Consider the following 15,153-nt stretch of genomic DNA (forward strand, 5'->3'; position numbering starts at 1 on the left):
GCTTGTGTTTGGGCTTGGGTAGCTGCATGGGTGCTTTGTTCATAGAGTAAAGCTTTTTCAATAGCGATCGCTGTTTGGGAAGCAAAGATACTCACTAATTTGAGGTGTTCTGCTTTGTATGCGTCGGTTTTTGTTGTCCCTATAGCGATCGCTCCGAGTACCCGCTCTTTAGCTCTCAATGGTACACAAATCAAAGCTCCCACGTTTTTCTGTTCCTCTAATCGCGGATCGACTTGCACATCATTAATCAGTTCTGCCCGACCGGATTGGACTACTTTGCCAATAATTCCCTGTCCCGGTTTTGGCTGACTGTGATCAAAAAATACTCCAAATTTAGCAATGATTTCAAATGTAGTTGCATCTGGACTCATAAGCAGGATCATTCCCCCAGATGATTCAATCAATTGACTCATTTCCTGAAGTACGAGTTGGGCAATCTGTTGCGTATCCAAACTCGTTGTGAGTTGAGTGGAAATATCCTCAAACAAATCTATTTCCTGATATCTTTCCAGCAATTCTTTAGCGAGTTCTTTTTTCTCACCTTCCTGTTTGGCTAAAAATGAGAGCAAAGTCGCTAGTAGAGTTACCTGTTCTTCCCCAACAACCCAACCGATTATTTCTCCTGAAACCTCAATTGGATATCTATTTGTTGAGGTTTGCTCTCCAATGCTGATTATTTTTGTCCCGTCTACCAATTCAACGTCAATCGCTATGTTGAACTGTTGTATTAAGTCATGAATCAGTGACGATAACTCTTTTTTGCGAAGAATCTTTTTGAGGCTAACAGTTTGCATTGTTTTGCATTATATTGATGTTTTTTTTCCTTGACTTTGTACTCTATAACTAGCATCGGTTTAGTTTTAAATGGTAAATCTATTTTGTCAAATTATATTAATAAATTCCGGAGATATTTGCCTAAACTTATAAAATTATATACAGCAGATTGCAAATTAATGAGGTACAGAATCTAAATTGAAACCTATACACAAAGTCTGTTTTACTCCTGACTCCTGTACGGGCAAAGCATTCGGGCAATCAGTTATCCATTTTGGTTCAAGGCTATTTTCCGAATGCTGATGCTTCCATCTCCCATCAGGGATACGCCCCTATAACTCCTGCTGTAACATACGGCAAGGAAAAGTTAACAGGTAAGAATTTTACCCATTACCGATTACTAAATTTTCTGATTGTTTGCCATAAGCTTTATCTCCATTAAGTAAATTTTTGTGAATTTATATAAATTGACAATATTTATTTTAATTAAGATATTTGTGTACTTATTAAATTTTTAATAATACTTATATCTAGTTATAGATTTAAGCAGTCAATTAATATCAGAATTGTGTAATCTGAGAAAAACTAAACTAATGATTAAATAGAGGTCTAATGACTCCCACAATCATGCGTCAGCTTTGGTCTATAGTTGAGGCCACCCATACAGTAACTCTCTTGCAGCTTGATGATGCCAGTCTGGTACAGTGGTTGGTAAAACAAATCACTAATCAAGCCTTTTTAGATCCCAGTGAAATTGATTTTCTCTGTGACTACATTCAATCCCGGCTCAGTCTGATTCGTGATTTAGCTGATGAACGCCAACACTCATAGTTGAGTATCTTGACTATTTATTGAATTTTTAGTGGTAAATAACCTTCCACTAAGCAATCAGAACCGACAACACGCCAACTTACTCGTTCCAAAGGTAACGCTTCAGTCATACTAGTAAAGCCTAAGTTCCCCACAGGTGTAGGAGCATGATCACCGCCAATAATTTTGGGGGCGATAAATGCCATAATTTTTTGGACTGCACCTTGAGCGATCGCACTAGCAGCTAAAATACCACCGCATTCCCATAGCACGCTACAAAAACCCCGCTCATATAAATGACTCATCACTTGTTCTGGTGTCAGTGATATAAATTCCACCACTTCCACCCCTTTCTGACGCAGCATTTTTTGAAAAGATTGTGAACTGCCAACTTCCGTCAAAACTAAAGTTGGAGCTTCATGAGTATTCCAAAGACGAGCTTCTTTCGGTAAATTTAGAGTACGACTCATTACCACACGCAGAGGATTATGAGCCTCTACTTGATGACTAGTTAAGTAAGGATTATCTAGTCTGACTGTATTACCACCGACAATGACAGCATCACAAGCGGCTCGTAATTGATGAACCTCAGTGCGAGCATCTTGATTTGTCACCCAAGCACTATGACCAGAAGTAGTAGCAATTTTGCCATCTAAGGTCATAGCATATTTCAAAATGCCTAAAGGTCTTTTATAGAGAATACGATGTACAAAACCTTCATTTAACCGCCGACAGGCTGCTTCCTCAACCCCAACAACAACTTCTATCCCGGCTGCACGTAACCTGGCAATACCGCCACCAGCCACTAAGGGATTAGGATCAACCATCCCCACTACCACCTTAGACACACCAGCATTAATCAATCCTTCTGAACAAGGAGGAGTACGTCCATAGTGATTACAAGGTTCAAGACTCACATAAATAGTTGCGCCCTGCGCCCTTTCTCCCGCGGCTTGGAGGGCAAAAACTTCGGCGTGAGGTTCACCAGCACGGGGATGAAACCCTTCACCCACAATCTCCCCATCTTGGACAATCACCGCCCCTACTAACGGATTTGGAGAAGTGCGTCCCAAAGCAATGCGAGCTAGTTCCACACACCGTAACATCATGCGGGAGTCAAAATCATTACTAACTGTTTCTTTGACTACAAACTGATGATCTTGAGGTAAAGATGCAGATGTGGGAGAGACTCCTGGGCAATTATCCATGTCACTTATGAATTACGAATTAATTTTATCTGCTGCCACCAGCGACTAAGAGGATAATAAACCACAGGGGCCCACAAACTACTAAGAATTGCCGAAGCTAAGGTAGCACGCTGGTAATATGTCCAAATACTGTCTACATGACGATTTCCTATCAAAGATAACTGTACGGCAAAAATAGTATCTGCTAATACCGCCATCCCAAAGACAATTAAAGCAATAGAAATAAAGTCTTCTTGAATAAAACGCTGCTTTTGGATCAGCGCCGTTAACAGCCCAACTAATCCTAAGCTCAAAGTATGAGTTGGATCAGGTGATGTTATTGCGTCTTGTAATAGCCCCAAAATTATCCCGGATAGCATACCAGATAATACTGAGCGATTTACACTCCAAGCCACAACCCAAATTAGTAGCCAGTTAGGTCCTATGCCTAATAATTCCATTCCGGGCAGACGAGTTGGCAACATTAGTAAGCATAATAACACTGTTCCCAATATGACTATCCAATCGAGAATTTGATGCCACCAAGGATGCCAAAGTGCTAATGGCGGAATCAAGGAATGAGATTTTCGGACTGGTGATGCTGCTTTTGAGTCCCTGCTACCAAAAAATCCAGGTATCTTCATCGTTTTTCTAATTGCTAAAAACCTACATTATTTAGCCCCATTTTGCCTTGGTAACTCTTGAGGCTCTGGTTTTGGATAAACACTTACCCAATCCAAATGTCGAATTGGCGGAAATAACTCTACCCTTGCTACTGATGCGGGAAGTTTCTTTAAATCGAGAGACTTAATTTTGCCTATGGCTAAACCAGGAGGAAACTTCTGACTATAAGTAGATGTAGAAACTAAATCTCCTACCTTAACGTTAGGTACTTTTTCATAAAATTCTAATACTCCTTCAGCGGAAGAATCACCCTGCAAAACGCCTTTAGCTGATGTGCGACTGATATTCACTCCGACTTGACTTTTTAGATCACTGACTAATAATACACTGCTAGTATTAGTCGTGACAGTTTCTACTAAACCGACTAATCCACCATCAGCTTTCACAATAGAACCTTCTTGAATACCAGATGCAGTCCCCCGATTCAAAATCACTTGTTGCCACCAGTGATCAGCACTACGGCCTACCACTCGCGCTATCACGGGTTTTTCTGGCAGAGCTTCTTTCTCTACATAACCTAATAAATTTTTTAAGTTTTGATTTTGGCTTTCCAGATCAACTATGCGAGTCTGTAACTCTAAAAATCTCGCATCGCTAATACTTTGTTCAGGCGTGACTCCTGGCTGTAGCCTTTGTAAGGGGCTGGTTATTCCTTGATAAATTTCGTGCAATAAAGCACCTTTTGTTTCTCTAAGTGTCCAGGCGCTACCTATCACTAAAGCCAATATCCCTACCTGTAGTCCCTTATATTCCCACCAGCGTCTCACAGTAAACATATATACCTTTACATATTTTTATAAATTATTCAGGAATTGAGGAAGTATGGCTTATTCCTAACTGCCGCGGTGGCGATCGCCAAATTGTGAACTCCTGTTTTCTTTCTTGACAAGAATGGATTCTATATTTATTACCTTCGCCATTTTTTGTAGGTTGAGCGGCGCAAAACCCAATAAATGTGTGGGGTTATGTGTCTTAAACTAACTTACGAATCAAGGCTTTTTTAATTTAGTGAAGGTATTGACTATAGAATCCATGACATTATTTCTAGCTGACTATCTGTTGTTACATATTACGAGAACGTCCGCTAAATACTCGCTCCAACTGCTTGAAGTTTTCTAATACACGACCTGTTCCTAAAACAACACAACATAAAGGATCAGCGGCAATGTGAGTAACAATACCTGTTTCGTGACTAATCAAGGTATCTAGACCTTTCAGTAATGCACCGCCGCCAGCTAACATGATGCCACGATCAATAATGTCGGCTGCCAGTTCTGGAGGTGTGCGTTCTAGTGTCCGCCTAACTGCTTCTATAATTACGGCTAGAGGCTCTACCATGCTTTCCCGAATTTCCGGTCCTTTGATGGTGACAGTTCTAGGCAAGCCAGAAAGCAAGTGTAAGCCCCGGACTTCCATAATACTATCATTATCATCTGGGGTTGGATAGGCAGAACCAATTTTAATCTTAATATCTTCAGCAGTCCGTTCCCCAATGATCAGATTATGAACTTTCTTCATGTACTGAGTAATTGCCTCAGTTAATTCATCTCCGGCAATGCGTACTGATTCGCTAATAACTGTACCTTGAAGACTGAGTACCGCTACTTCTGTTGTCCCACCACCAATATCAATAATCATGTTGCCTGTGGGTTCAGCAACGGGCAAACCAGCACCAATTGCTGCTGCTACTGGCTCATCAATCAAATATACTTCTCTTGCTCCGGCTTGAGTCGCTGCATCCATTACAGCCCGTCTTTCTACGCCGGTGACACCGCTGGGAATGCCAATGACAATGCGGGGCAACATGAGGGATCTACCTTCATTTACCCGCTGGATAAAGCTTTTTAGCATTAATTCGGCAGTATCAAAGTCAGCGATCACACCATCCCGTAAGGGACGCAGGGCAATCACATTACCTGGTGTACGACCAAGCATTTTTTTAGCTTCTTCTCCTACTGCCAGCGCCACTTTCTCATTTTGATCAATGGCAACGACTGAAGGTTCTTGAAGAACAATTCCTTTACCAGATACATAAACTAGGGTGTTGGCTGTACCGAGGTCGATACCCATATCCCATGATGGACGAAAATTTCTGAAAAAACCCACGCGTCTCCATGCCCCCTATTTGCACTACTTGTGACTATAAAGATAAGAGTTATTAATGACGAATTTCATGATTTTGGTTGGCCTGACTCCAGTAAACTAGACTATTTTTTTATCTAGCTTTTGTCAATCTTGATTTTAGTTCCAAGACTCTTATGTTCTATCTTCTGAATATCACTCAGTATAACCGTATAATTTTTTTTAAAATGCCAAGTATTTTGGGAATTTTTTGATTGGGTTAATTGTTAGGATTCTAACATATTCTCAATATTTTCACAATTAGTTATTATAGAATTCAGCACAATGCAATACAAACGTACTAAAACAAAAAAACCATGAGTATTAATGTTGTCACCCTTGTTGGTCGTGTCGGCGGCGATCCAGATATGAAGTATTTTGAGTCAGGGACAATTAAGTGTAGACTCACCCTAGCAGTTAATAGGCGATCGCGTAATAACGATAAGCCAGACTGGTTTAATTTAGAACTTTGGGGAAAAACTGCGGAAGTTGCCGGCAACTATGTCCGTAAAGGTAGCCTCATTGGGGTGAAAGGTTCTTTAAAATTTGATTCATGGAGCGATCGCCAAACCGGAGTTAACCGTTCTAGTCCAGTGATTAACGTAGAACAACTAGAATTACTAGGCTCAAAACGTGATGGTGAAGGTGGGATGTCTGATATGTCTCCAGATAATTTCTAATTAGTCAGTGGTCAGTGGTCAGTGGTCAGTGGTCAGTGGTCAGTGGTCAGTGGTCAGTGGTCAGTGGTCAGTGGTCAGTGGTCAGTAGTCAGTGGTATTGAAACAAAGGACAACTGACAAAGGACAAAGGACAACTGACTAATAACTAATTTGCAATGTGACAGATGCTTGTACTTCTTGTTCGCCAGCAACGATGGGAGTAGAAGCATCTGCACTAGTTAATTTAGCAACCTCAGCCCGGTAAAGCATGGGTGGTGGAGGTGGACTTGCACCATTGACTTGAATACTGACGATTTCTTTTTGTTGTAATCCCAGGCTGCTCAGGACAGCTTCTGCTTGTTGCTGGGCATCTTGGGTAGCTTTTTTCAAGGCTTGTTTTTGGGCATTAGCGATCGCTTCATCACTAGCAATAAAACTCACACCGTTAATTTGTGTCGCCCCAGCTTTTACTGCATCATCTAATAAAGTCCCTGCTTCATCTGTAGGAATACGGAAACTGACTGTATTACTAGCTGAATAACCAGTAATTCGCTGTATATTATTACTGTAGCTATAGACTGGATTAAGACGTACACCAGTAGTAGTTAATTTCTGGACATTGCGTTTTTTGAGTAAAGCTACCACAGCGGATGACTTACGAGCGGCTTCTTTTTGGACATCTTGAGCCGTTTTTCCTTGAATTTCTACACCCAAACTAACTTGGGATAATGTGGTAGAAATTGTTTCTACACCCCGTCCACTGACAGTTAAAGTCCGCCATAATTTTTCCTTTTCTTGCGCCGATGCAGGTAGTATAAAAATCGCGCACATAAATATACTCAAAGATAATATTTTCCCAATTTTCCTGCCTGGAAACCTAGAATTAGATAAAACAGTGATAGACATTTTTTAACACTCCTCTACTAACCGATAAATTATTGATTAACTATTAATTACCAACAGTCACCAAAACATTTTCACACCGAAAGTGTAATTACTTGATGCAATTTGTATATTTATAGTTAAATCCCAGTCTCACTAAAATAAGACTTGGTTACATTTTTGGCAACGGAAAATTCTTTTTTGGGTTTCCTGTTCTCAACCCAATCTATTGAATTTTGCTAATTATTTTATGATAGTTCTTCCTTATCAACTTCATGATAACAGATTTAAAATCGAATGTCAACCCCTAAATCTTCTTTTAAATCCGAATCGTTTTAAAAATTGAGTGGTATTTTTAGATATATTAAGACTTACGTATAAGTAAGGGGAAAATGAACCACGAAGGGACGAAGGACACGTTCGCGCAGCGTCCCGTTAGGGATAGGGAAGAGTGTTTGAGAGAGCTTTTTCGTAAGTTCTGATATATTAACTTTGCATTTTTCCTTTGCGACTCTGGGAGAAAAAACAATGACATCATCAACACCTGAAAGTTTATCTAAATTCGTCAATTTTTGTAACCAACATATTACCGGACAAGAACGCAAAGAAGCACAAACATTTCTCGACAGATTTTTTCGAGCATTTGGCCATGAAGGTGCATTAGAAGCTGGTGCGACTTACGAAGAAGCAATTAAGAAAAGTAGTAAAACTGGAAAAACTGGCTTTGCTGATTTAGTGTGGAAACCCCGCGTTTTAATAGAGATGAAAAAACGGGGAGAAGACTTAAATAAACATTATTCCCAAGCTTTTGATTATTGGACAAGATTAGTCCCCAATCGTCCCAAATATGTGATTTTATGTAATTTTGATGAGTTTTGGATCTTTGATTTTGATATTCAATTAGATACACCCGTAGATAAAATATCTCTGGAACAACTGCCAGAACGGTCGGGAGCATTGGCATTTATGGAATTAGGGCAAAAAACTCCTGTATTCCAAAATAATCAAGTAGAAGTGACAAAACGTGCTGCTCATCGCATGGGAGAACTATTATTAGAGTTAGAAAAGAGGGGAATTGAAAAGTTAACAGCACAGCGGTTTATTTTGCAATGTGTGTTAGCGATGTTTGCGGAAGATAGACAACTGTTACCCCGTGATATGTTTATTTCTTGTGTGCAAGATTGTATGAGTGGGTTAAGTTCCTATGATGTTTTGGGTGGTTTATTTCGGGAAATGAATCAACCAGGAAAAACACCTGCGGGACGTTATCAAGGTGTAGATTATTTTAACGGGGGTTTGTTTTCCCAAATTCATGCAATTGAATTAACTAGAGAAGAATTAAATTTTTTAGATGTTTCTGCGCGAGAGAATTGGAGTAAAGTCCGTCCGGCTATTTTTGGGAATTTATTTGAAGGAAGTATATATAAAAAAGAACGTCACGCGAGGGGAATTCATTATACTTCAGAAGTGGATATTATGAAAATTGTCCGTCCGACAATTAGCCGTTATTGGGAAGAGAGAATTGAGGAAGCAAAGACAATTAAGGAACTTTCAAAACTGCAAATAGAATTACAAGGTTATCGAGTTTTAGATCCTGCTTGTGGTTCTGGTAATTTTCTTTATATTGCATATCAGGAATTGAAAAGAATTGAAATATTGCTTTTAAAAAAAATTCAATCTTTGAGTAAGTCTCCAGATAAACAAATGCAAATGGGTTTGGTGACTCCTTGGCAATTTTATGGAATGGATACAAATCCCTTTGCGGTGGAGTTAGCGCGGGTGACTTTGATGATTGCGCGGAAGATTGCAATTGATAATTTAAGTTTAACTGAACCGGCTTTACCTTTGGATACTTTGAATAATAATATTGTTTGTGAAGATGCTTTATTTAGTGAATGGGTAAAAGCAGATGCTATTATTGGAAATCCACCATTTTTAGGTGGAAAGAACATGAGAATGGATTTAAATGATGAATATGTAGATAGAATTTTTAAACGTTTTCCTAAAGTTAAAGATGTGGATTTTTGTGCTTATTGGTTTCGGTTAGCTCATGATAAAATTGATGAAAAAGGTAGAGTCGGTTTAGTTGCGACTAATTCTATAAGTCAAGGTAAAAGTAGAATTGCGGCTTTAGATTATATTACTCAAAATGGCGGTTATATTCATGAAGCGGTTTCTACGCAAGCTTGGTCTGGTGCTGCAAAAGTTCATGTTAGTATTGTCAATTGGTGTAAGGATAAACCAACAAAGTATTATTTAGATGATCTTGTAGTTTCACAAATCAATTCTTCTCTGAAATCTAGTGTTGATGTTTCTCAAGCTGTGCGATTAAAAGCAAATATGAATAAATGTTTTCAGGGTGTAATTCCTAATGGAAAAGGATTTCTGGTTAGCGAAGAAAAAGTAGAAGAATGGATTAACAATGATTCCCAAAATAAAGAAGTTCTAAAATTATTTTCAATGGGTGCAAATTTAGCTAAAAATCCTCATGGTAAACCAGAAAGATGGATTATTGATTTTAATAATATGAGTATTGAAGAAGCTAGTGATTATCAATTACCTTTTGCACAAGTTAAGCAAACTATACCCTTAGAACGTCAAAATAATCGTAATGAAAAATTGCAGCTTAATTGGTGGAAATATGAAGGGAAAAGAATAGAAATGAGAAAATCCCTATCTCAATTAGATTACTACTTTACAGTCCCTAGAGTTTCTAAATGGGCTATATTTATTCCAGCACCTTTAAATTGGCTACCAGGTGATTTAAATATTGTTATAGCATCAGATGATTTTTATATATTAGGAATTCTCACATCTAAGGTACATCGTGTTTGGGTAAACGCGCAAAGTTCAACATTAAAAGGTGATACGCGCTATACTAATACAACTTGTTTTGAAACATTTCCATTTCCGCAAACAGCAGATATTAAGATAGTCGAACAAATCCGCACCAAAGCCGAAGAACTGCATCAATATCGCACGCAACAAATGGAAACAAAACAATGGGGAATCACCACATTATATAATAAATTATTCAACGAACCCAGCAGCCAACTTTATAAACTACATCAACAATTAGATACGCTGGTAATGACAGCTTATCAATTCAACTCAGAAGATGATATTTTAGAAAAACTGCTTATCTTCAACTTAGAAGTAGGAGAAAAAGAAAAACAGGGAATTAAAATTATTGGACCATATTCACCAGATGAGAACATACAGCACATTTAATGTAAATCAGGTAAAAATGATGCTATAACTTATGTCTGTCATTAGCACTGTATATATCTATCTGGCTTAATTATTGCCAAAAAAGAGTAAAAATAAAGAAAAGGATACTTAATATAACCAATGCAGTTTATCAGTGCAATCAACTTTACTGTTCCCTTGTTGGCAACTGCCACAGAAAGCGCAGACAGTTCCATGGTATTGGCCGCTGTGCTACTGAGTTTAGTAATAATTTACTTTGCCAGCAAAATTGGGGGAGAATTATCAACCAAAGTCGGTTTACCAGCGGTTTTAGGTGAACTTGTCGGTGGTGTAGTAGTTGGTATTTCGGTACTACATTTGCTGGTATTCCCAGAAGGTGGTACAGACAGTTCTAACTCTTTAATCATGTCCTTCCTGCAAATCACCGCCGGGTTAACCCCAGAAGCCACACCAGAGGTGTTTGCAGCCCAATCAGAAGTGATGTCTGTTTTATCAGAATTGGGTGTAATCATCCTGCTGTTTGAAATTGGCTTAGAATCCAACTTAAAAGACCTGATGGAAGTTGGTATTCAGGCCTTTGTTGTCGCAGTAGTAGGGGTAGTAGTACCCTTTGCGGCAGGGACTGTAGGATTGATGACACTATTTGGTATCAGTGCTGTGCCGGCGATTTTTGCTGGTGCTGCTTTGACTGCAACCAGTATTGGGATTACCTCAAAAGTGCTGTCCGAATTAGGGCGATTGAACTCCAAAGAAGGGCAAATTATTCTGGGTGCAGCCGTTATTGATGACGTATTGGGAATTATCGTCCTGGCGGTAGTTGCTAGTTTAGCCAGAGATGGTGCAGTAGATGTAGTTAACGTCATTTATCTGATCATTAGTGCCAGTGCTTTTCTGATTGGGGCGATAGTGCTAGGTAATGTATTTAATAAATCATTTGTAGCGATCGCAGATCAACTTAAAACCAGAGGGGAATTAGTTGTACCCGCCTTTGTTTTTGCCTTTATGATGGCTTACCTAGCCTCAGTCATCCATTTAGAAGCAATTCTGGGGGCTTTTGCCGCAGGTTTAGTTCTCGAAGAAACTGATAAACGCAAAGAGCTACAAAGGCAAGTTCTTCCCATTGCTGATATCCTAGTTCCTGTTTTCTTCGTCACCGTCGGTGCAAAAACTGATTTGGGAGTCTTAAACCCATCAATTCCCGCGAATCGGGAAGGTTTAATCATGGCAACTTTCCTGATTACAGTCGCTATCATCGGTAAAGTAATTACAGGTTTAACAGTATTTGGTCAACCAGGAATTAACCGTTTGGCTATTGGTGTGGGGATGATTCCTAGAGGTGAAGTAGGTTTAGTATTTGCTGGTGTAGGTGCAGCTAGTGGAGTTATCTCCAAACCACTAGGAGCAGCAATTATTATGATGGTCATTCTTACCACATTTATTGCTCCGCCCCTCTTAAGAATCGTCTTTCCAGAATCAAACACCCCAGAAAATTTAGACAGCGATTCTGGAAAATCATTAGCATTAGAACCACCACAGCCTCTCACAACCACAGACAATGATTAGTAATATAAGCAGGTGACAGGGAACAGGTGACAGGTGAACCAGCGCGGTCTTGGGGGTTTCCCCCATGAGCGACTGGTGAACCCGAAGGGTGACAGTCCGAGAAGCCTTTTATTGCTATAACTTTATCTGCTGGAGTTTTTACATTGCTAGATCAGAGGATGTGGGAAAAGTCTAAGATGTCATCATGACAAATTATACCTATCTTCTAGCTTTTCAAACATCCTCTCAGGAGATTGGAGGAAACTTCTTTAATCCAATCTCCGTCCGTTGTGGATATTAACATTCTCTAACCTTCATAATGAGTATAATTGCTTCCGAGGAATGTTCCAGAAAAGAATTAATATAGCAATATTACTGAGTAAATTCACTAACTTTTCCGTTAGCTCGATCAATTTTTCATTCTTACTAGCTTTGATAATGCTTTGTATTCTGATTTTTGCTCAATGCAGTTTTTATCCGTTGTTGTGAGGGAGTATAACCCGCCAATTTCTGTCAGTATTTGACAGTGGTGGGTCTTTTTTATGAATTTAACGATTAATTTAGCTAAAGAGGAAGAGCAGGAATGAGAAAAAGCGGTGATAGGATGACAATTTACTAAAATTTTGAGATATTAACTAATTTGATATTCACTATTTCTATAAACGTCAATCAGGAGAAAAAACTATGAAATTACACTGGTTATTACCCAGTACATTTGGTACTGTACTCATGCTATCTTCGCCAACTTTAGCTGCAAAATTGGAATCTTGGCGATTTGATCGTAATCAAAACCTCCTAGAAATTAATACTAATGCTAGTGTCCAACCAGAAGCACAACTTGTTTTTAACCCTACTCGGCTAGTAATTGACTTACCGGGTGTGCAATTGGGACGTTCCCAGTCAAATCAAAATATAGGAAGAGGAATTCGGGAAATTCGCATTGGCCAGGTTGATGAAAAAACAACCCGAATTGTTTTAGAACTGAGTCCTGGTTATAGCCTAGATCCTAAACAAGTGAAATTTGTTGGTAAGAGTCCCAATCGCTGGACTGTACAATTACCAAAACTAGAAACAGAGCCAACCTTATCTTCCCCAAATAATAATAATAATTACAATCTAGTTGCCATAGATTCCCAACCCAAACCTGAATTTACACCAATTGCGCCAACCGCTAATAGTAATAGGGGCGCAAATCAACTGGAAACACCAATTGCGCCAATCGCTAATAGTAGAAGGGGCGGAAATCAACTGGAAAGTTTACAAACTACCGGGGATGGCTTTTTTCTGCGTACTAATGGTACTAAACCGCAAACAAGAATAATTAGAAGTCGTGATCAGACTACTATCTTTCTCGACATTCTAGATACAACTTTATCGTCAACTTTAAATCAAAGAAATTTAGCAGTTAATAGACATGGTGTAGATCGGATTGAATTTACGCAATTAGGAACAACACCGGCATCTGTCCGGATGACTTTGAGAGTAGATAAAAATAGTCCTGACTGGCGAGTTACCTCAAGTAGTAGCGGTTTAGTTTTACTTCCATCTAGGCGGGTTGCTAGTTCACCAGAAAATGATAATGTTCCTACAACGAGAGTGAATAACAATTCTCCAGCCACAATTCAGTCTGTAGAACTCGTTAGTAATGACACACAATTATTAATTAGAGCCGACCAAGCGGTGTCTGCTACCAGTGGTTGGGATAGAAGTTCTGGTTTATTTCGCATCACTATTCCTAATGCTAAGTTGGCTAATCAGGTCAAAGGACCAAGTTTTGATAGCAGTAGTCCCATTCTCAGACTCCGTTTGCAACCCCAACAGCCCAATACTGTAGTAATTTTGGTTCAACCGGCATCAGGTGTGACACTAGGCGCACTTAACCAAGTGGGAGATAAACTTTTGTCTCTACAATTGCAACGATCTCGTCAGAGTCAAGTTAGACCACCAGTTAGTTTACCTCCCTTATTACCACCAAGACAAACATTGCCTGATGCTAATCAAAGACAGCCACAAATAACTCCCAGACCTTCATCTCCTAGAGGGAAATTGGTAGTGATGATTGACCCTGGACATGGTGGTAAAGATCCGGGTGCAATTGGTATTGGTGGACTACGTGAAAAGGATGTTATTTTACCAATTAGCCAAAGAATTGCTGAAGTTTTGGAAAGAAATGGTATCCAAGTAATTATGACTAGGGATTCTGATTACTTTGTGACCTTACCAGGACGAGTAGCAATGGCAAAACGAGCTAATGCTGATGTATTTGTCAGTATTCATGCTAATTCAGCAGGTGCGAGTCGTCCAGAAGTGAGCGGGTTAGAGACATATTATTACCAAAGTGGTCTAAGACTAGCTCAGATTGTCCACAATAGAGTTCTGCAAAGTCTGAATGTCAGAGATAGAAAAGTCCGGAAAGCTAGATTTTATGTCCTCCGTCAAACTTCTATGCCTTCAATTTTAGTAGAAACGGGTTTCTTGACTGGTAGAGAAGATGCAGCCAGACTCAGGAGTACAGCTTATCAAAATCAAATGGCCGATGCGATCGCTCAAGGCATTATCCAGTATTTAAGATCCAGATAAATAGTAATTTTTAATACTCACTATCTGCCATACCTGAAAAATAAATTTTCACAAAACAATAGAAACACTAAATTTTTATGCTACGATTTTACGCCATTAGCCTTGTCTTACTACCACCAACACAACCATCTTTTTCTTGATTAAAGTCACAATTGAGGTGGTGATGGTATGAAGATTAGCCAATATGTTCAGATGTTGCAAATCAGGAGACAGGATTGTGAAACTACATTGGTTAATGCCTAGCACTTTTGGCACAATCTTCATGCTATCTTCCCCGGCTCTAGGAGCAAAATTAGAATCTTGGCGTTTTGATACTAATCAAAACCAGTTAGAAATTAATACATCCAGTGCTGTCCAACCCCAAGCCCAACTGATTTTTAACCCTACTCGGTTAGTAATTGACTTACCGGGGACTGAATTGGGTCGTCCGCAGTTAACTCAACAGATTGGCGGAAAAATTCGCGCCATTCGGATTGGCCAGTTTGACAAACAAACAACTCGCGTAGTCATAGAACTTGCTCCTGGTTACACCCTAAACCCTAACCAGGTCAAATTTGTTCCCAGCACAGGTAAACGCTGGATAGTAAAATTACCACAGCCAGAAATTTCTAATCAAGATACTGAAGAACCATCAATACCTCCTATCTCAGATCAATCATCTGATTTAACGCCAGTCTCTAAAAATATTTATAACGTAGTTACAA

At 39.3% G+C, this 15,153-nt stretch carries 12 protein-coding genes; 6 read left to right on the top strand and 6 right to left on the bottom strand.

What is annotated here, in order from left to right; translation table 11 throughout:
* Positions 1-794 (bottom strand): GAF domain-containing protein (locus FJR38_RS18475; RefSeq protein ID WP_168538698.1); only part of this gene is annotated, 794 nt, incomplete at its 3' end.
* A gap of 592 nt (positions 795-1,386) precedes the next feature.
* On the opposite strand from FJR38_RS18475, the gene FJR38_RS18480 reads away from it, so the two are divergent.
* Positions 1,387-1,605: a hypothetical protein gene (locus FJR38_RS18480; protein ID WP_168491092.1), complete on the top strand. Its 219-nt coding sequence runs from the start codon at positions 1,387-1,389 to the stop codon at positions 1,603-1,605.
* Positions 1,606-1,622: 17 nt separating this feature from the next.
* Here FJR38_RS18480 and ribD read toward each other — a convergent pair whose 3' ends face one another.
* The 4 genes from ribD to FJR38_RS18500 all read right to left on the bottom strand — a co-directional run bounded on the left by ribD (position 1,623) and on the right by FJR38_RS18500 (position 5,525).
* The gene (ribD, locus tag FJR38_RS18485; RefSeq protein ID WP_168491090.1) at positions 1,623-2,792 is read right to left on the bottom strand and encodes a bifunctional diaminohydroxyphosphoribosylaminopyrimidine deaminase/5-amino-6-(5-phosphoribosylamino)uracil reductase RibD; all 1,170 of its coding nucleotides are present in this window, start codon (positions 2,790-2,792) and stop codon (positions 1,623-1,625) included.
* Positions 2,793-2,797: 5 nt separating this feature from the next.
* Positions 2,798-3,415 carry a rod shape-determining protein MreD gene (gene mreD / locus FJR38_RS18490; RefSeq protein WP_168491089.1) on the bottom strand — a complete coding sequence of 206 codons (618 nt, stop codon included), beginning with the start codon at positions 3,413-3,415 and terminating at the stop codon, positions 2,798-2,800.
* Positions 3,416-3,442: 27 nt separating this feature from the next.
* A complete protein-coding gene (gene mreC / locus FJR38_RS18495) occupies positions 3,443-4,231 on the bottom strand; it encodes a rod shape-determining protein MreC (RefSeq protein WP_168491088.1) in 789 nt (262 codons plus the stop codon).
* A gap of 286 nt (positions 4,232-4,517) precedes the next feature.
* Positions 4,518-5,525: a rod shape-determining protein gene (locus FJR38_RS18500; protein WP_168491086.1), complete on the bottom strand. Its 1,008-nt coding sequence runs from the start codon at positions 5,523-5,525 to the stop codon at positions 4,518-4,520.
* Between the two features lie 368 nt (positions 5,526-5,893).
* Here FJR38_RS18500 and FJR38_RS18505 point away from each other — a divergent pair, with 368 nt between their 5' ends.
* A complete protein-coding gene (locus FJR38_RS18505; protein WP_168491085.1) occupies positions 5,894-6,256 on the top strand; it encodes a single-stranded DNA-binding protein in 363 nt (120 codons plus the stop codon).
* 138 nt (positions 6,257-6,394) lie between these two features.
* Here FJR38_RS18505 and FJR38_RS18510 read toward each other — a convergent pair whose 3' ends face one another.
* Entirely contained in the window at positions 6,395-7,141 is a 747-nt protein-coding gene (locus FJR38_RS18510) for an SIMPL domain-containing protein (RefSeq protein WP_168491083.1), read from the bottom strand.
* A 504-nt stretch (positions 7,142-7,645) separates the two neighbouring features.
* On the opposite strand from FJR38_RS18510, the gene FJR38_RS18515 reads away from it, so the two are divergent.
* From FJR38_RS18515 to FJR38_RS18530, 4 genes are all read left to right on the top strand, one after another.
* Positions 7,646-10,348, top strand: coding sequence for a DNA methyltransferase (locus FJR38_RS18515; RefSeq protein ID WP_168491081.1), 2,703 nt, complete (start codon positions 7,646-7,648; stop codon positions 10,346-10,348).
* 120 nt (positions 10,349-10,468) lie between these two features.
* Positions 10,469-11,890 carry a cation:proton antiporter gene (locus FJR38_RS18520; RefSeq protein ID WP_168538700.1) on the top strand — a complete coding sequence of 474 codons (1,422 nt, stop codon included), beginning with the start codon at positions 10,469-10,471 and terminating at the stop codon, positions 11,888-11,890.
* A 663-nt stretch (positions 11,891-12,553) separates the two neighbouring features.
* A complete protein-coding gene (locus FJR38_RS18525; protein ID WP_168538702.1) occupies positions 12,554-14,449 on the top strand; it encodes an N-acetylmuramoyl-L-alanine amidase in 1,896 nt (631 codons plus the stop codon).
* A gap of 217 nt (positions 14,450-14,666) precedes the next feature.
* Positions 14,667-15,153: AMIN domain-containing protein (locus FJR38_RS18530; protein ID WP_168538704.1), on the top strand; the 487-nt coding region annotated here is incomplete at its 3' end.

The organism is Anabaena sp. UHCC 0253, from assembly GCF_009712085.1.
In the GTDB taxonomy this organism is placed as follows: Bacteria; Cyanobacteriota; Cyanobacteriia; order Cyanobacteriales; family Nostocaceae; genus Dolichospermum.